General features: G+C 63.3%; 15 protein-coding genes. 8 read left to right on the top strand and 7 right to left on the bottom strand.

The window, feature by feature from the left end; all coding sequences use genetic code 11:
• Positions 1 to 32: 32 nt before the first annotated feature.
• The gene (locus tag NJU76_RS01860; RefSeq protein WP_254524538.1) at positions 33 to 203 is read left to right on the top strand and encodes a hypothetical protein; all 171 of its coding nucleotides are present in this window, start codon (positions 33 to 35) and stop codon (positions 201 to 203) included.
• A gap of 57 nt (positions 204 to 260) precedes the next feature.
• On the opposite strand, the gene NJU76_RS01855 is transcribed toward NJU76_RS01860, so the two are convergent.
• On the bottom strand, positions 261 to 1,403 hold the full coding sequence (locus tag NJU76_RS01855) for an MBL fold metallo-hydrolase (RefSeq protein ID WP_254531113.1): 1,143 nt from the start codon (positions 1,401 to 1,403) through the stop codon (positions 261 to 263).
• 146 nt (positions 1,404 to 1,549) lie between these two features.
• Between NJU76_RS01855 and NJU76_RS01850 the strand changes: the two genes are divergently transcribed.
• Both NJU76_RS01850 and NJU76_RS01845 read left to right on the top strand, forming a co-directional pair.
• On the top strand, positions 1,550 to 3,079 hold the full coding sequence (locus tag NJU76_RS01850) for a stage II sporulation protein M (protein WP_254531112.1): 1,530 nt from the start codon (positions 1,550 to 1,552) through the stop codon (positions 3,077 to 3,079).
• Between the two features lie 218 nt (positions 3,080 to 3,297).
• Positions 3,298 to 6,219, top strand: a complete 2,922-nt coding sequence (locus NJU76_RS01845) for a PAS domain-containing sensor histidine kinase (RefSeq protein WP_254531111.1) — start codon at positions 3,298 to 3,300, stop codon at positions 6,217 to 6,219.
• 127 nt (positions 6,220 to 6,346) lie between these two features.
• Here the strand turns inward: NJU76_RS01845 and NJU76_RS01840 are convergent, their stop codons facing one another.
• Both NJU76_RS01840 and NJU76_RS01835 read right to left on the bottom strand, forming a co-directional pair.
• Positions 6,347 to 7,723, bottom strand: a complete 1,377-nt coding sequence (locus NJU76_RS01840; RefSeq protein WP_254531110.1) for an MFS transporter — start codon at positions 7,721 to 7,723, stop codon at positions 6,347 to 6,349.
• A 12-nt stretch (positions 7,724 to 7,735) separates the two neighbouring features.
• Positions 7,736 to 7,876 (bottom strand): hypothetical protein, encoded by a 141-nt coding sequence (locus tag NJU76_RS01835; RefSeq protein WP_254531109.1) that lies wholly within the window; start codon positions 7,874 to 7,876, stop codon positions 7,736 to 7,738.
• Positions 7,877 to 7,981: 105 nt separating this feature from the next.
• Between NJU76_RS01835 and NJU76_RS01830 the strand changes: the two genes are divergently transcribed.
• Entirely contained in the window at positions 7,982 to 8,707 is a 726-nt protein-coding gene (locus NJU76_RS01830) for a DUF502 domain-containing protein (protein ID WP_254531108.1), read from the top strand.
• A 283-nt stretch (positions 8,708 to 8,990) separates the two neighbouring features.
• Here the strand turns inward: NJU76_RS01830 and NJU76_RS01825 are convergent, their stop codons facing one another.
• The 4 genes from NJU76_RS01825 to NJU76_RS01810 all read right to left on the bottom strand — a co-directional run bounded on the left by NJU76_RS01825 (position 8,991) and on the right by NJU76_RS01810 (position 12,158).
• Positions 8,991 to 9,923, bottom strand: coding sequence for a branched-chain amino acid transaminase (locus tag NJU76_RS01825; protein ID WP_254531107.1), 933 nt, complete (start codon positions 9,921 to 9,923; stop codon positions 8,991 to 8,993).
• Between the two features lie 106 nt (positions 9,924 to 10,029).
• Complete coding sequence (locus tag NJU76_RS01820) at positions 10,030 to 10,398, bottom strand: hypothetical protein (RefSeq protein ID WP_254531106.1); 369 nt, start codon at positions 10,396 to 10,398, stop codon at positions 10,030 to 10,032.
• A gap of 336 nt (positions 10,399 to 10,734) precedes the next feature.
• A complete protein-coding gene (gene ribB / locus NJU76_RS01815; protein ID WP_254531105.1) occupies positions 10,735 to 11,454 on the bottom strand; it encodes a 3,4-dihydroxy-2-butanone-4-phosphate synthase in 720 nt (239 codons plus the stop codon).
• On the bottom strand, positions 11,451 to 12,158 hold the full coding sequence (locus tag NJU76_RS01810) for a DUF120 domain-containing protein (RefSeq protein WP_254531104.1): 708 nt from the start codon (positions 12,156 to 12,158) through the stop codon (positions 11,451 to 11,453). Before NJU76_RS01810 ends, ribB begins: the two co-directional genes overlap by 4 nt.
• A gap of 229 nt (positions 12,159 to 12,387) precedes the next feature.
• On the opposite strand from NJU76_RS01810, the gene NJU76_RS01805 reads away from it, so the two are divergent.
• From NJU76_RS01805 to NJU76_RS01790, 4 genes are read left to right on the top strand one after another with little or no spacing between them, the layout of a single operon-like run.
• Positions 12,388 to 13,548, top strand: coding sequence for a glycosyltransferase (locus tag NJU76_RS01805; protein WP_254531103.1), 1,161 nt, complete (start codon positions 12,388 to 12,390; stop codon positions 13,546 to 13,548).
• Positions 13,545 to 14,819: a glycosyltransferase gene (locus NJU76_RS01800; RefSeq protein ID WP_254531102.1), complete on the top strand. Its 1,275-nt coding sequence runs from the start codon at positions 13,545 to 13,547 to the stop codon at positions 14,817 to 14,819. The genes NJU76_RS01805 and NJU76_RS01800 overlap by 4 nt, the downstream gene beginning before the upstream one ends.
• Entirely contained in the window at positions 14,816 to 15,523 is a 708-nt protein-coding gene (locus tag NJU76_RS01795; RefSeq protein WP_254531101.1) for a glycosyltransferase family 2 protein, read from the top strand. Before NJU76_RS01800 ends, NJU76_RS01795 begins: the two co-directional genes overlap by 4 nt.
• The gene (locus NJU76_RS01790; protein WP_254531100.1) at positions 15,516 to 16,670 is read left to right on the top strand and encodes a glycosyltransferase; all 1,155 of its coding nucleotides are present in this window, start codon (positions 15,516 to 15,518) and stop codon (positions 16,668 to 16,670) included. Before NJU76_RS01795 ends, NJU76_RS01790 begins: the two co-directional genes overlap by 8 nt.
• Positions 16,671 to 16,682: the final 12 nt, after the last annotated feature.

Here is a 16,682-nt window from a genome sequence, read left to right as displayed (position 1 = left end):
GAAATATAGTGGTTCTATCATGACTGTCACCTATGGTACACTGCCCTGAATGCCAGGCGACCCTCTCGGAAAAGACCGACGTCGACTTCGTCGAAATGGACGCCACAACCGGCTTCTTCGCGGCCTCGAAGCGATTCTATCTGGTCGCGTGCAACGAGTGCGGCGCGGCGATCGGCAGCGGCGTCGCCGGCGCGAAGGCGTAGATTGCTACTCGCGGTGTGTGAACCGGTCCCCGACCGGTCGGGGTCCAATCGGCCGGGTCAAGCCGAACAGTTGTTCGGCCCCAACTCGAGTTCGACCCGCTCTTCCGGCGGGATGTCGGCCGCACCGCGGTTGTATTCGATTATCTCCTCGTAGTTCGACGGCTTCTCGCCAGCCTCGGCCATCCGGTCGACGAACGCGTCCTCATCAAGACCGAGCAGGTCGATCTCCGTTCGAGCGTCTCGAATTGTCGTCCGAATCGCTTCGCCGGGTGCGCCGTGTGCGAACTCGCCTTCGGCGGTGACCGTCACGTGGCCCGGGAGGACGACGACGCTCTCGGGTTCGGCCAGGATCGTTCGATGCAGCGTCTCGTAAAGCATCCTCGCGCCACGTTCGCCTTCGTCGTCGGAGAACTCGAGTTCCGTTCGGCCCGTCGAGTCGACGTGCAGCGTATCGGCGGTCAGTAACGCCGCGTCGTCCACCAGGAGATTGATCATCTCGCTCGTGTGCCCGGGGGTGTACACTGCTTTGACCTCGTGGTCGCCGACCGTGAGGACCTCGTTTCCGTCGAGCGGAGTGTACTCGCGTTCGACGTCCCGCTGGGCAGCGCGTTCGCCGAGGTAATAGGGGACTCCGAGGTTGTCAGCCAACTGGCTGCCGCCGGAAATGTGATCGGCGTGGACGTGCGTATCGATGACGCCGATGATCTCGAGTGCAGCTTCCTCGGCGGCGATTTCGAACTCGTCGGTGTCCGCCGTCGGATCGACGACCACTGCCTCACCCGTCTCCGAACAGCCGACGACGTATCCCAGACACCCCTTTGCGCGCCGTTGCACCTGCACGATCGTCAGATCACCCCCGATGTCGATCTCGACGCGGTCGTAGACGCCGCTCCACCCCTTCATCCCACCGTCGACGGCCGCCACATCGAACTCGTCCGTCGCCGACTCGAGGCGCGTGGCCAGATTGCTCGACGAGATTCCCTTGGCACAGACGGCGATTACGCGCTCTGTATCACCGACCATCTCCTCTAAGTCCTCGAGACGACCGTCGAGTTCCTCCTCGGGCCCGAACGGGAAGTGGACCGCACCTGCGATGTGCCAGGACTCGTAGCTGTCGGCGGGTCGGGTGTCGACGAGGACGTACTCCGCGTCCTCGTCTTGCAGTTCCGCGAGTCGCTCGGGTGAAATTGTAGTGACCATACACGGCTCTAGTCGAGCCAGCGGGGTAAACCATGAGGTGACATTTGCCTGGATCGCCGTTCGGAGCGTCCGATTGGTCCGTCTTCGGGGCGTCTCTCGCGTGGGTACAAGCGTTCATTTATCTGATACGCGCTCCAAGGGCCGGTATGGCCCTGTCAGACTTCCTCGCCGCCGTCGGTGCCGTCCTTCGTCGCCGGCCCAGTGATCTCCTCCCGATGTACGTGTTAAGCGTCGCGATTCCAGCGATCGTCCGCGTCGTTCCATTTCTCGCGATAGCGATCGCCTATTTCTTTCTTGTCTCGACCGGCCGGCTCGAGTCGATTCGATCGGACGTCGCGGACCTCGAGTCGCCGCCGAACCCCAACGCCGATCCCGAAGCGTTCGATGCGTGGACGAGCGGCCTCGAACCAATCGTCAGCCAGCTCGCCGCTCCGCCGCTGCTCGCACTCGCCACAGTCACCGTCGTCGTCAGCTTTCTGCTGTTCGTGGTCCTGACGTCGGCCATCGCGGCGGGGCAGCTCTCTGCCTGTTACAGCCGCTTGCGCGACAACCGCGGGCTCCTGGCCGGCCTCGACGGTGCCCGCCGCTACTGGCTCCGGTTTCTCGGATTGTTCGTCCTCGAGTTTCTGTGCTGGGTCGTCGTTCTGACGATTACGGGAATCGGAACGGCGCTGCTCGCCGGCGTCACCTCGCTCGCGACCGGATCGCCGGTGTTCGCGATTCCGATCGTTCTTGGAGCGGTGGCCATCGCGGTGGTCGTTCTGCTCGCCGTCCGTGCGATGTTCGCGTTCGCACCGGTCGCGGTCGTCGTCGACGATGCCGGCGTCTTCGGCTCGCTCCGAAACACCGCGGGCTTCGTCCGGGCCCAACCCGGCGGCGCGGTGTTTTACTATCTCCTCGCAGTCGTCGCGCTCGTCGGACTCTCGATTTTTACCGGCCTGCTCTCGTACATCAAGGTGGCAACGATCGGGTCGCTGATGTCCGCTCTGCTCGTGTTTCCGGCGCTCGATCTACTGAAAACCGCGATCTACTGCGACCATCGAGACCGATTGACGCCACCGGATCCGCCGACTCGATCGCTTCGCGAGCGACTGTGGGCTGGGCTTCGCCACGGCTGGAGTGAGATGGTGTCGTTCGTCCGTGAAACACCGGGAACGCACGCGTTCGTCGTCGTCCTCGGACTCGTCGGATTCGGGGCCGGCTGGGCGGCCGCCGACCCCTTCGTCGCCACGTTCGATGCCTCGATCACGGCCCGCCTCGACGGTCGTTTCCCGCCGACGATGGCCCTCAACCTGTTCGGCAACAACTGGCTGGTCGCCCTCATGACGGCCTATGCCGGCGTCGCACTGGTGATTCCAGCCGTCGTCTCGTTGCTCTTCAACGGCCTCTTCCTGGGGATCATCGCCCGCCTCGAGGTCGATCCGCTCGAACTGGCTGCATTCGTCGTCCCGCACGGCATCTTCGAAATTCCGGCAATCTTCGTCGCCAGCGCACTCGGCATCTCTGTCGGCGCCACCGCCTGGCGGACGTGGCGAGGTCGCGACGGTCGATCGGACCTGGCCGACGCCCTCGAGCGCGCGTTCTGGGTGTTGATCGGCATCGGCATCGTGCTGGCCATCGCGGCGGCGATCGAGGGGTTCGTCAGTCCGTACTACTACCGGCTGTTTCTCCCGTGAGTCGCCGGCGGGACGAAACGCTGGTCGAGTCGGATCGAACGCTCCGCGACCCGAACGAACACGCAGTACGCGACCGCGCAGTACGAACGGACGCTGCGCGAACCTGTTTCGTGAGTGTGGCAGTCGAAACCGGAATTGGTGATCACCGAGTGAGAACGGAATTGCGAACCACACCGCGCGGCATGTATTTTATGCCCAGGATTGACTATCTAGCAGCAATGAATACGCGTACAATCGCTACCAACGAGGTGTACTGGGGAGACGCCGATGACGAGGTGGCGCTCGAGCGGTACCGGACGCTCGTCGAGACGATCGACGACGGGGTCTGCTACCTCGATCCCGACGGGACCGTCGTCGCGGTAAACGAGGCGCTCATCGAGATGACGGGGTATCACCGCGACGAACTCGTCGGCGAACACATCTCGCTCGTTCTCGCCGCCGCCGATGTCGATCGGATCGAACGCGAAATTTTACGGCGAATCGAAACCCGAGATGACACGATTATTAGCGTGGAGCTTCCCGCCCACACCGTTGACGGGCAGGTGGTTCCGTTAGAACTACGGGTCAACCCGGTTACGGACGACGGCGAGTTTCTGGGCACGATCTCCGTCGCTCGAGTGCGGTCCGAGTCGACGCGAGAGCAGAGACTTCGATCGCACATCGACGGGACTTCCAACGCATTCTACGCGGTCGACGACGACTTTCGATTCACCTACGTCAACGACCGTGCGGAAGAATACTTCGGACGCACAACTGGCGAGTTGCTCGGCGAGCGCGTCTGGGACGTCTGTCCCGCCGACGAAGTCGACGTGATTCGGGACGCGTTCCGAACGGCGATGCGGTCCCAGGAACCTACGCGCTACGACCGCTACGACGACGTGCTCGACTCGCAGATCGAAGCGCATCTTTCTCCCTCCACGACCGGCGTTTCCGTCATCCTTCACGAGGGGATCGAGTCCGGGGTACGCAAGCGGGAATTAGAACGGTTCGAACGAATGGTCGAAACCATCGACGACGGCGTGTACGTAACCGATCACGACGGCCGATTCGTCTTCGTCAACGACGCGTTCGTCGCGCTGTGCAAATACTCTCGAGAGGAGTTACTCGGTGCTCACGGCTCGCTGTTCTTCGGCGACCGATTCGTCGACACGGACGAGGAAGAGTGGCGCAAACTGGTGGACGGCGAGGACGACTCGGTCGAGTTCGAGACGGAGGTTACCGGCCCGAGCGGAGAGACGCGCACCGTTCAGAACCGGTTCGTCACCCTCGAGATTGGAGCCGAACGAGGTCGCGTCGGCGTCACGCGAGACGTCACCGAACGCAAGGCGTACGAACGCGAACTGGAACGGTACGAGATGGTCGTCGAAACCGTCGGAGACGGCGTCTATCTCCTCGATGAGAACCACGAGTTTACGATGGTCAATAGCGCGTTCGCGTCCATGACCGGCTACGATCGCGACGATCTCATCGGGTTGCACGCCGAGTCGATTTTCGGCGTAAAGTACGTCGAAACTGCGAACGCCAAACAGGCCGAGATGGAGGATACGGGGGCCTCTATCACGGTATTCGAAGAGGAAATCTATCCGGCTACCGGCGAGACGGTGATCGTCGAGAGCCGGTTCACGCTGTTCGAGTTCGCCGACGGCGAGCAGGGACGGATCGGCACGGTCCGCGATGTCACCGACCGCGTCGAATACGAACGCGAACTCGAACAGTACGAGACGATCGTGGAAACCGTCGACGACGGCATCTACGTGGTCGACGAGGAGGGTCGATTCACGATGGTCAACGACGCCTACGCGGAGTTGACCGGCTACTCCCGTGCCGAACTTCTCGGTTCGCACGTCTCCCTCGTCGCCGACGACGAGACGATCGAACGGGCACGCGAAGTGGAAATGGAGATGGCAGCGGGGACGGCCGAGGGGTTGATGCTGGAGGCCTCGCTCCAGACGGCGGACGGCGAGTCCGTTCCCGCGGAAGCGACGTTCTCGATGTTGTCTGACCATCTGCACGAACGAGTCGGCGTCGTCCGCGATATTACGGACCGGAAAGCGCGCGAACGGGCGCTTGAGGAGAGCGAGCGTCGATACCGCATCCTCGCGGAGAATTTTCCAAACGGTGCGGTCGGGCTGTACGACGAGAACTTGACCTACACCGTCGCCGGCGGCGAGTTGCTCGAGAAGTTCGGTATCTCCACGGACGACGTCGTCGGTGCGAACAGACAGGAACGCTATCCTGCAGATCTCCTCGAGGAGGTCGAGCCGGACATCCGCGGGGTCTTCGATGGCGAATCGAACTCGTTCGAGACGAAGTATCGCGGCCGATACTTGCTTGCACACACGCTTCCCGTTCGGAACGCCGACGACGAGGTCGACGTCGGAATGCTCGTGATACAGGATATCTCCGAGCGCGAGGAGTACCGCCAGAAGCTCGAGGCGTCGAACGAACGCCTCGAGCAGTTCGCGTACGTCGCGTCTCACGACCTGCAAGAGCCCCTGCGGATGGTCACGAGTTACCTGCAACTGCTCGAGACGCGCTACGGTGACTCGCTCGACGAGGACGGCGAGGAATTCCTCGCGTACGCCGTCGACGGCGCCGAGCGGATGCACGAGATGATCGAAGGCTTGCTCGAGTATTCGCGCGTCGAAACGCGTGGCGATCCGTTCGAACCAGTGGACCTGCACGACGCCCTCGAGTCCGTGCTCGCGGACCTGCAGATACAAATCGACGAACACGACGCGGAGATCACGACCGAGGATCTTCCTCGAATCGAGGGCGACGCCAGCCAGGTGCGCCAGGTGTTTCAAAACCTGCTGAGTAACGCGATTACGTACAGTGGTGACGATCCGCCGGTGATCGATGTCGCGGCCGAACGCGAGGGCGAGATGTGGAAAATCTCGGTTCGCGACGAGGGCATCGGGATCGACCTGGACCAGACGGATCGTATTTTCGAGATATTTCGCCGATTACATAGTTACGAGGAATACCCCGGGACGGGCATTGGGCTGGCACTCTGTAAGCGCATCGTCGACCGCCACGGCGGCGAGATTTGGGTGAACTCGGAACCCGGCGTCGGGACGGTGGTCTCATGCACCCTTCCAGCGGTGGAGACACGTCGCGGTGACCAGGGGGGGCGCTGAACAGGCGGCTCGAGACCGTCGAATACGACTGATCTGTTCTCGGAGACGGCCGATCCGTCGACCTCGCCTCCCGAAATCGGCTCGGTCAGTCGTTGCTGCGGTCATCGACTCACTCGAGGCGGAGGCGCTACCGATACGCCTCGAATTCCTCACCGAAGAGGAGGAAATAAACCGTCCCGAGCAATCCGATTGTCGATGCGATGCCGAACGCGACCGTCGGGTCGCCGGCAAGCACTCGCTCGCCGGTCAGGGGATTCGAGAAGCCGTCCCACAGCAATCCGCCGATCGCCGCACTCGGAATGACGATCACGTTCCGAAGGAGGTAGTACGCGCCGGTCACCCGACCGCCGGCACCCTGCTCGGCAGGCCCGACGATTAGCGCCTTGTGCGCGGGTAGCCCGGCGAATCGCAGTCCGGAGAACGCAAAGAGGACGGCAAGGATGGCCGCGTCCCGTGGCGCGTTGATCAGCAGGATCGGAAAGACCGCGTAGACCCCGAATCCGAGCGCGACCACGGGCTTGAGCCCGATCCGCTCGGCGGCTTTGGCGACCGGAACCATCGTCAGCAACGCGACCAGCATCTCGAGTCCGAGCAGGACGCCGAAGTACGACTGGGGCGAAAGTTCGACGGTGTCGACGACCGGGACGGAAAACGAGAGCCCCACTTCGAGAAAACGTGTAACGACGATGACGAAGAAGACGTAGACCATCCCGTTGGCGAACCGGACCAGCGTATCGCCGACGAGCAGCGGTCGGAGTTCGTCCGGCATCGCCCGAAGATCGACGATCAGCTGGCTGACCCCTTCGAACCCCGTCCCGATACTGTCTTCGTCAGCCTCGTAGAGGACGTGCTGGAGTATCGTTCCGAGGACGCCGAAGAGTATCGCGACGAGTAAGATGAGCTGAAATGCGGTGCGGATCTCGCCGTCGCTCGAACCGAAGGGGTAGAAGAGCGCCGCCGCGAACAGCGGTCCGACGAGAAAGGCAGTGCGGCGGAACGTCTCGGTACTCGCGAAGCCGGCGGCAAGGTGCGATGGGGACACCGACTGCTTGACGATGGCGAACGTCGCCCCGAGCCCGAACGACTTCCAGGCCTGTGCGAGCACCAGACCGACGAAGATTGCGACGACCGCCAGCGACGTCGGACCGACGGAGACGTCCGCGACCGATGGGGCCGCGAGCCAGACGCCGAACCCGAGCGTCGAACACAGCCCGAACGCCGTCAGCGCGTACCGCGAGCCGAGTCTGTCCGAAATCGCCCCGCCTGGATAGGGATAGACGGCACTGATCACGTTGCCGACCGTCCCGAACAGGCCGACGACGAACACTGATGTGCCGAGCGCGGCCATGTACTCGGCCATGTACCGGCTGGTCATCTGAAACCCGAGGCTGAACGCGAACATCGCGACCGAGAGAACGAGCACGTCCCGTTCGAGAGCAAAAAATTGACGGAACGCGTCCAGCGGATCGGCCTCCGCATCCGAGGGCTCCTGCTCGAGACTCATACGCATCAGTGTTCAGCGAGCGGACATCAAATTTGGTGGGCCGGTCGCTTCGGTCCACGGTTGGAAGCCGATGACGGCACCCTGTCTGAGCACGATGACGACACCCGGCCGGAATACGACGATGCCTTCGATCTGTGAGCTTCGCTCGAACATCTCGATCGAGGTTCGGTGTGTCTACAAATGGCATACGCAGCGGCGGTGTCTCGGCGTATACGACAAAGGGAAGGGCTCATTAGCCAGTAGTGTGAGGTGATGGACATGGCTTCGTGGAAGCGGGATTTCGCGAGTGGGCTGATCGTCCTCGGCCCGATCCTCATCACTCTCTACGCTATTTACTGGCTCTACGGACTGGTCGCCGGTGTAACCCCCGGTCTCATTCTCGATCAGGCGGCGCTCAAGCCGTTGATCCCCGGGTCGACCGAGCAGGCCATCCAGACGCGCGAACAAATCGCCCAGTTTCTCCGCGTGATCGTCGCGCTGACAGTTTTCATCATCCTCACGTTTTCGGTCGGATACCTCATGCGGACGACCGTGGGTGGGCTGGTCGAACGGCTCGTCGACAACGTCGCGAACCGCGTGCCGGTGATTCGCGTCGTCTACAACGCCTCGAAGGTGGCCGCCGAGACCGCATTCGGCGAGCAGGAATCGCTCCAGAAACCGGTCAAAATCGAAACCTGGGAGGGGTTGCGGATGACGGCGTTCAAAACGGGACAAGTGACCAGCGACGGCCGTGAAGTCCTCTTCCTTCCGACCTCGCCGAACATCACGACCGGATACGTCGTCGAAGTCCAGTCCGACGAAATCACCGAACTCGAGGAGGACGTCGAGGATGCTCTGACCCGCATTCTGAGCGCCGGTTTCGGCGACGCCAACCGTCGCGACATGAACGCCGGCGTCTCGATCGACGTCATCGACGAGGCGCGGGTCGACCGTGACGACCGAGGCGACGAGACCGATCAGGTCGAGCGGGCGAACGACGACTGACAACGACCACGCTGTCGTTCGAAAGATGCAACTCTCTCGAACTGCGAGCCGTCCCGGTCGCGGCGCTTTGCGTCGCCCGTTCGTTCGCTCGCGGCGGTGAACGGTACCTCGCCCTGTCTTTCCCCGTTGAACGGACGCTACGCGTTCGCGATGCTCGGAGAATACGCTCTTTCGGGGAGTCGTGCGCCGCTCGCAGTCATTCGATACGCGCTCTCGGCTACGAGTTCGAAGCGTAACCGGAGAGGAAATCGCCACTACCGCAACTGTTCGACCGAACCCGTCGTCACTCGATGTACTCGAACCACTCGTCGTACTCGTCGGGCCCCTGTTCGACGATGTCGAAGAATTTTTGCTGGAGTTCTTCGGTGACGGGGCCGCGAGTGCCGTCGCCGACGACGACGTTGTCGACTTTCCGGATCGGCGTGACTTCGGCTGCGGAGCCAGTGAAAAATAGTTCATCGGCCGTGTTGAGTTCGCCACGGGAGATGGACACGTTTTGGTGGACGGTGTATCCCAGTTCCTCCGCGATATGGATCACGGAGTCGCGAGTGATGCCGTCGAGGATCGACTCCGAGAGACCGGGCGTGTAGAGTTCGCCATCGCGCACCAGGAAGACGTTCTCGCCGGGGCCCTCGGCGACGTTGCCCTCTTTGTTGAGAACGATCGCTTCGGCGTAGCCGTTGCGGCGCGCTTCCTCGCCCGCGAGCATGCTATTGACGTAGAGGCCGGTGGTCTTGGCGTTGGTCGGTATCTGACTCGAGGAGTGCTTTCGCCACGAGGAGATCATCACGTCGATTCCGTTCTCGAGGGCGTCTTCGCCGAGATAGGCACCCCACGGCCAGACGGCGATGGCGGTGCGCGTCGGGCAGTCCTTGGGACTGACGCCCAGCGAGTTGTAGCCGTAGAAGGCGATCGGTCGCACGTAACAGGAGGGGAGTCCCTGGCGCGTGATGAGTTCCTTCGTCGCCTCGGTGAGCTCGTCTTTCGTGTAGTCGATGTCCATCTCGTACGGTTTCGCGGACTGGAACAACCGCTCCAGGTGTTCCTCCCAGCGAAAGAGTGCTGGACCTAATTCGGTGTCGTAACAGCGCGCGCCCTCGAAGACGCCGCTCCCGTAGTGGAGTCCGTGTGTGAGAACGTGGACCTGCGCGTCGTCCCAGTCGACGAACTCGCCGTCCATCCAGATCGTGTCGACGTCCATCTCGTCGAATCCCATAATCAAGAGTGTTGCAAGTCACTATACTAAGTATTCGCGGTTCTGCTCGAATCGTCCGACGAGGACGATCCTAATTCGCCGTCGGTCGGCCGGGTGAGTCGGCGGATCAATCGTCTCCCGCGATACCGTGTTTGCGACAGTCTCCCTCGAGCAGGCAGTCACTGCAGCCGGGAGTGTACAGAGTACGGACGTCGGCCGCGGAGTCCAACACGGCGTGCAGGAGGTCGCTACTCCGATCGGGAAGAACGATTGCGTCGACCAAGGCTGCGACCGCATCCGTCTCGGGATCGATCCCGAAGCCGTCATCGAACGCGTGAACCTCCGCGGAGCGCGGTGTCGTCTCCGACTCCGTGGCGTTCGAGAAGGTCAGGTCGCTGTCGTAATACCTCTCCCGATTGCCGAGCGAGTAACTGTCCTGAACAGCGTTAACAGCGTTCGATGTACGCCACGCGTTTGGTGAGTCCGAACGGTTCAACCCTCCACTCGAGCACCTCCGACCGAGAGCCGACGACGGCCTCGGGCGTCGGGTACCGCGCGACAAAGGCCGTATACGCTTCCGGCCACCGTGGCCGCGCTCGTCCGCTGTAACAATATCTCCCCGATCAGTAACCCGAACGCCGAGCTGTCTGACTCGCGTCAGGGTACGTGGTGTCGACCAGTGTCCCGATACCAGTCGAGCAACACGTCGACGAACGATCGCGCGACTGCGGGCATGAACGGTCTGCCGCGTGTAGACCGAAAAATGCGTGGCGCGACTGGCTCGGAAGGCGTGAGGTGGGTGCGCCGTCGCGTTCGAAACCGACGACGATCACTATTTGAGTCGCTCGACGATCTCGTGGCCCTCGAGGTAGGCGAAGTCGTACTGATCCGCGTAGCCGAGAGCGTCGGCGGGCGAGAGCGCCTCGCCGGTTTCGTCGTCGAGCATTTCACAGACGACGACGGCGGGCGTGAGGTCCGCGGCGGTGGCGAGGGCGATCCCGAGTTCGGTGTGGCCCTCGCGCTGGGCGAGCAGGTCGGGTGCGGCTTTGAGCAGGTGGACGTGGCCCGGGACCCGGAACTCATCGGCGAAGGCCACCTCATCGGGTGACGCGGCGGCGGCGCCAAGCGAACGGATGGTCGTCGAGCGATCCTCGTCGGTGATTCCGGTGTACGTATCGCGGTGGTTGACCGTCAGCGAGAACGAGGACCGATCGTCGTAGCCGAGTTCGTGATCGGCGGTCGCGGGGTGATCGACGGCATCCGAGTAGAACGGGAGGTCGAACGCCTCCGCGACGTCGTGGGCGAGTGCGACACAGACCAATCCGCCGGCGTCGTTTCGCAGTCGGGCGACAGCCCGCGGCGAGACCGCATTGGCGTGATAGATCAGGTCCGTTTCGCCTTCTCGGTCCGCCGCGTCGTGAACGAGTATCGGCTCGCCCCGACGGAGCGACTCGAGGGCGTTCTCGAAGGGGTCGGCCGTGGGGTTCGCGCTCGAGGTGGCCGCGTTCGTGCCGTCCGTATTCGACCGCGGACCGGCGTGGTAGCCCGTCATTTACGATCACCCACCGAGACGGTCACGTGATCGCCGTCCGCGAGGTCGAGGTCCTCGCGGAGCTTTTCGGGCGCGATCACTTCGAGCTGGTCGTCGTCGTGGTGGGTGCGCTCGGGAGCGATGGTGTGGGCGTCCTCGTAGACGTCGCCGTCGGCGGTCTCGATGGTCGCCGCGTAACAGACTGCGGGGCCGTAGGTCCGTTCGTCGGTTTCCCAGCCGTCGATGGGGATGGGTTCGAGTGACGCCATGGCGCTCCGCCGGCGGATGCTGTCCTCGCGGAGATCGACGTTCAACGTCCCGGGGAACGGCTCGTAGCCGAGCCGGTCTTCGAACTGGCGCTGGTAGCCCGACAGGGAGATGTAGTGGCGACCCTCGCCCATTCCGCTCGTTACGGTGCCGTCGAGTTCGATCGTCGACTTCTGCTCGAAGATGCGACGGTAGTCCTCGTACTCGGCGTGAAGCGTTCGCTCGCCCGCGTCGGTGATCGAGATCCACTGTCCGTCGCTGACCGTGTCGCGCTCGAGCAGCGACGCGCTCTCGAGTCGTTGCAGCCGACGCGAGGCGGTCTGGTTCGACGCGCCGAGTCGGTCGGCGAGGTGAGAGCAAGAGATTTTGACGTCGCCTTCGAGCCCGCCTTCGAGTGCGAGGAGTTTGAGCACCGCAAGCTCGTCGTGGCCGATGGCAGACTCGGTTACCACTGACATACAGGAAGCTATACGGTAGTCCCGTAAAAGAATATCGAATGTGGGATGCATCACGAAACTGTGATGGCGTTCACGACTGTTTCTTTCGTACTCCGACATGCCGAGCAGGGTGGAAAAACCCACCGGTCGGACTGCTCGATCCGGGAGCTAACCGTGGGGATTTAAGACGACTTTCTATGGCAAGGAGTCCGTCCTTCCCGAGGGCTGTACTCTGTTGAGGTATACTTGCATGAAGCGTCTCGTCGAGGCCCTGTCCGGGTTAGTTGCATTGACGGGTCTCCCGTATCTGATCTACCTCGGTGTGTACTACCTCCGGCAGCCGTCCGGAACGCCGGCGGATACGTGGCCGGAAGAGCCGTCGGTCAGTATCGTCCTTCCGACGTACAATGAAGCCACGATCGTCGAATCGAAACTCGAGGAACTGGTCAGCCTCGACTATCCCATGGAGAAGGTCGAGATCGTCGTCGTCGACTCGAGCGACGACGGGACAGCCGAACTGGTCGACACCTTCTTCGCCGGTCGTCTGGAACCGTCGCTGACACTCATCCGTGAGGACGAGCGTCGGGGACTCGCGATGGCGCTAAACGAAGCCTACGCCGCCGCGAGCAACGAGGTCGTCATCAAGACCGACTGTGATTCACGCCTCGCTTCCGACGCCGTTCGGAAGGCGGTCGCGAACCTCGCCGATCCCGATGTCGCGGGGGTGACCGGGCGGAACGCCGATGTCATCGGCGATAGCGAAGTCGAGCAGGGCTATCGAGACATCCAGACGATGATCCAGGTCCTCGAGTCGCATATCGACTCGACGCTGATCTTTCACGGCCCGTTTTCAGCGTTCGAACGCGAGGCGATCGTCCCGATCGACGAGGACTCGATCGCCGACGACACTGAACTCGCCCTCAAAATCCGGCGCAACGGCGACCGTGTCGTCTTCGATCCCGATATCCACTACAGGGAGGCGGCCCACTCCGCGTTCGGCAAGCGCCGCGAGCAAAAGGATCGGCGCGCGATGGGACTCCTTCGATTACTGTGGCGACAGCGCGACGCGCTGGGCCGACACGGGGCATACGGCCGCGTCGTGTTGCCGTTCAACTGGTGGTTCATGATGGTCTCACCGTGGCTCGTCGCCACCGGAATAACCGTGGCCACGATCGGCTCGCTGGCCGTTCTCGGGCCGCTCGGACTGGCAACGCCGGCCGGCGTCCTCGGGTTCACGGCGCTCGGCTCCCGCGACGCGCTCGGCCCGCTCCAGCCGTTCTACTCGCTGTTCGATACGCAACTCTCGCTGCTCCGTGCGAGCGTCTCCCTCGTCCGCGCTCGCGGCGACGATGCCGAATCCCACGACGGTACCTGGGAACCCGACCGAGAACTCCGCGAGGTGTTACAGTGACCGACGTGGCGATCCTCCACGACCGGTTTCCCGGAATCGGTGGCGGCGAAGAGTTCGCCATCGAGGCCGCACGCGTCCTCGAGGCGCCGATTTACACGACCTACGTAGCCGACGGGACGGACCTCCCCCCAGACGTCGATTTGATCCCGTTTCGGCAGTCTAAGTACACCTCGCTGCCGTGGCGGCCCTTCCTCGAGTGGAAGAACGAAGGGATGAACCCGCTCGAGACGCTCAACGTGGCGCTCGACATGACCGACGCGCACTCAGATCTCGCCGCGTACGACGTGATCCTCGAGAGCGCGCCGTTGTCGAAATATTACGTCCCGCACGTCGACCAGCGGATCGTCCACTACCCCCACAGTCCGCCGCGGTGGTTGTACGACCTGTACCGAGACCGGCTCTCGTCGTTCGACACGCCGATCCTCGAGGCCAGTATCAAGGCCTACGCGAAGGGGTGGCGGGCACTCGATAAGGAGGCCAACGACTACGTCGACCAGTTCGTCGCGAACAGCGAACTAGTCCGAGACCGGCTCCGGCGGTTCTACGGCCGTGACGCGGCGGTGGTCTATCCGCCGGTCACGGGTGACTGGCGAAACGAGGGAGACGACGGTTACTTCGTCACCTGGTCGCGACTTGCCCCCGAAAAACGGATCGAACTGATCGCGAAGGCCTTCGCGGGGCTTGACGAACGGCTCGTGATCGCGGGCGATGGCCAACAGCGCGACGAACTCGAGAACTTCGCGGCCGCCTACGACAATATCGAGGTCCGGGGATACGTCGACGACATCGAATCGCTCGTCGCTCGCGCGACCGCAGTCGTCTATGCACCGAAACAGGAGGACTTCGGCCTCGTCGGCGCGGAGACCATGATGGCCGGCAAACCATTGCTCGGCGTGAACGAGGGGTTCACCCGGTACCAGGTGCAAGGCGGACGAACGGGCTTGCTCTTCGAGCCGACCGTCGCGTCGATCCGGGAGACGGTTCGGCGGTTCGACCCCACCGACTTCGATTCCGTCGAGATTCGCGAGGCCGCCAGATGCTACGAATACGAGTGCTTCGCGGAGAACCTCCGGACCGTTATCGGGGAGACGGCTGTCGCCGACGTCGACATTCCGGAACTGGAATCGAGCCAGGCGGATCGGAGCGACGACGCGGGATCGTCGGAGACGACGCAGGAGCGTGACGAGACCCGGACCCAGGCGGTCGGAGAACTGACGGGAGGCGACGACGACACCGCTGACAACGAACTCGAAGGGGTGACCGACCAGTGACGGCGAGGGCGACGACGGCCCTTCTGCAGCCGATCGTACATTCCGACCCCGCCGTCTCCGTCGTCGTTCCGACGATCCCCGAGAACGATCACGATGCAGTCGTCGCAGCGCTCGAGCGCCAGACCGCCGACGCCTACGACGTTCTCGTCGTGAACGATCCCGATCTGGGCGTCTGTGAGGCGCGAAACCTGGGCCTCGAGCGGGTCGACGGAGAGATCGTTGCCTTCACTGACGACGACTGCCGGCCGCCGGTGGGCTGGATCGAGGCGATCCGCCGCGCGTTCGACGAACGTGATGACCTCGTCGTTCTCGAGGGGCCCGTCGACGGCGGGATGACCTACGAGGGACGACGCAAGTACCCCACCTGTAACCTCGCGGTCGACCGCCGGACGGCTATCGACGCCGGGGGATTCGACGAACGCTTCGAGTACTGGCGCGAGGACACCGAGTTCGGCTGGCGCGTCGAGGAGTACGGAACTGCCGTCTACGACGAGCGCGTTCGAATGGTCCACCCCGACAGACCGCGGTCGTCGATCGACCGGGAAAACGAGCGATTGCTCCGGCGTCGCCATCCAGAGAAATACGAGGTGGTGATCGTTCCGGACACGCTCGCCGGCCGAGTCAACGACTGGCTCTGGCGGAAGGGCGTCTGGGACGCCGTCGATGCCGTTCGTTACGGGACGGGGGTGAGACAGCGTGGCTGACGTACTGATGCTTCACCAGTTCCATCGACCGCATCACGCACACCGCGTCTTCGGTGACGCCGTCGATGCTGACTACCGCCACTTCGAGAGAGGGGCGGAGATCGGCGGCCCCGAAGCGAACCTCGACTCGATGCTAGCGCGACTCAGGACCGCCGTCGATCTCGAGGCCTACGACGTCGTAATCGGCGAGGGAACGACGCCGATCTACACCCTACTGTTCTACAAACTGCTCAATCGGTGGGACGCTCGCGTCGTCCCGCTGATCGCCGACGAGACGTTCCTGACGATCCGCAGTCAGCATACGCACCGCGTCTGGCGTCACGTACTCGGACCCGTGATGAGCCGCGCCGTCTCCGGTGCCATCGCCGTCGGCGACCTCGCGCGTTCGTGGGCCAGCCGATATCTCGCGGTCCCCTTCGAAATCGTTCACCCGCCCATCGCCGACGCGAAGTACGACGCGCTCGAGCCGATCGGCTGCCGGATCGGCTCGTCGGTCGATCGAGTCGGCCGGGAACCCGACGATGCTGCAGCGACACGAACCAACGGATCTGGGGTCGCCGCCGGTCCTGTCGCCGACGAATCCGGAACTGACTGCGCCGTCACCGGCTCCAACGCTCGTGGCGAATCGGTTCGAATCCTCCACGCGGGAACGGTGAGCGACCGGGCCGCCGTCGCGAAGAAGAACGTCGACCTCCTGGCTCGAGTGGTTGGCGCCCGTCCGGACTGGACGCTCCGACTGCTCGGCTCCGGCCACGATCAGTTCGACTACAGTGGCTGCTCCGGCGTCGAGACGCCTGGCTACCTCGAGCTCGAGGACTTTGCCGCGGAGTTCGCGGCGGCTGACGTCTACGTCCAGCCGAGTTCGGGCGACGCGTTCCCGGTTGCGAGCCTCGAGGCGATGCTCGCGGGACTCCCGACCGTGGTCTCGACGGAAACGGGGACTCGAGAACTCGTCGAGGCCGTCGATCCGCTGCTAGTTCGCGCGCCGACTGCGCGGGACGTCCGGTGGGGGATCGAATATGCCAGCTCGCTGTCGGCCGACGAGCGTCGAGAGCGAGGGGACGCCCTCCGGGAGCGAGTGAAGCCCCTCACCGAATCGAATCAGGCCGCAGCGTTTCGGCGCGCAATGACCGAGGTGGTCGCATGACTCGAACGACCG

The organism is Natrinema gelatinilyticum (assembly GCF_024266705.1).
GTDB classification, from domain to species: Archaea; Halobacteriota; Halobacteria; order Halobacteriales; family Natrialbaceae; genus Natrinema; species Natrinema gelatinilyticum.
Note: the sequence above shows the minus strand (reverse complement) of the source record. Positions and strands in the feature narration are given on the sequence as shown.

What these genes read in the sequence shown, in the direction of transcription:
- ribB (WP_254531105.1), bottom strand. Translation starts at nt 11,454, where the DNA reads ATGACGGGCTACCACGCCGGTCCGCGGTCGAATACGGACGGCACGAAC.
- NJU76_RS01830 (WP_254531108.1), top strand. Translation starts at nt 7,982, where the DNA reads ATGGCTTCGTGGAAGCGGGATTTCGCGAGTGGGCTGATCGTCCTCGGC.
- NJU76_RS01825 (WP_254531107.1), bottom strand. Translation starts at nt 9,923, where the DNA reads ATGGGATTCGACGAGATGGACGTCGACACGATCTGGATGGACGGCGAG.
- NJU76_RS01810 (WP_254531104.1), bottom strand. Translation starts at nt 12,158, where the DNA reads ATGTCAGTGGTAACCGAGTCTGCCATCGGCCACGACGAGCTTGCGGTG.
- NJU76_RS01845 (WP_254531111.1), top strand. Translation starts at nt 3,298, where the DNA reads ATGAATACGCGTACAATCGCTACCAACGAGGTGTACTGGGGAGACGCC.
- NJU76_RS01855 (WP_254531113.1), bottom strand. Translation starts at nt 1,403, where the DNA reads ATGGTCACTACAATTTCACCCGAGCGACTCGCGGAACTGCAAGACGAG.
- NJU76_RS01805 (WP_254531103.1), top strand. Translation starts at nt 12,388, where the DNA reads ATGAAGCGTCTCGTCGAGGCCCTGTCCGGGTTAGTTGCATTGACGGGT.
- NJU76_RS01860 (WP_254524538.1), top strand. Translation starts at nt 33, where the DNA reads ATGGTACACTGCCCTGAATGCCAGGCGACCCTCTCGGAAAAGACCGAC.
- NJU76_RS01850 (WP_254531112.1), top strand. Translation starts at nt 1,550, where the DNA reads ATGGCCCTGTCAGACTTCCTCGCCGCCGTCGGTGCCGTCCTTCGTCGC.
- NJU76_RS01840 (WP_254531110.1), bottom strand. Translation starts at nt 7,723, where the DNA reads ATGAGTCTCGAGCAGGAGCCCTCGGATGCGGAGGCCGATCCGCTGGAC.
- NJU76_RS01835 (WP_254531109.1), bottom strand. Translation starts at nt 7,876, where the DNA reads ATGTTCGAGCGAAGCTCACAGATCGAAGGCATCGTCGTATTCCGGCCG.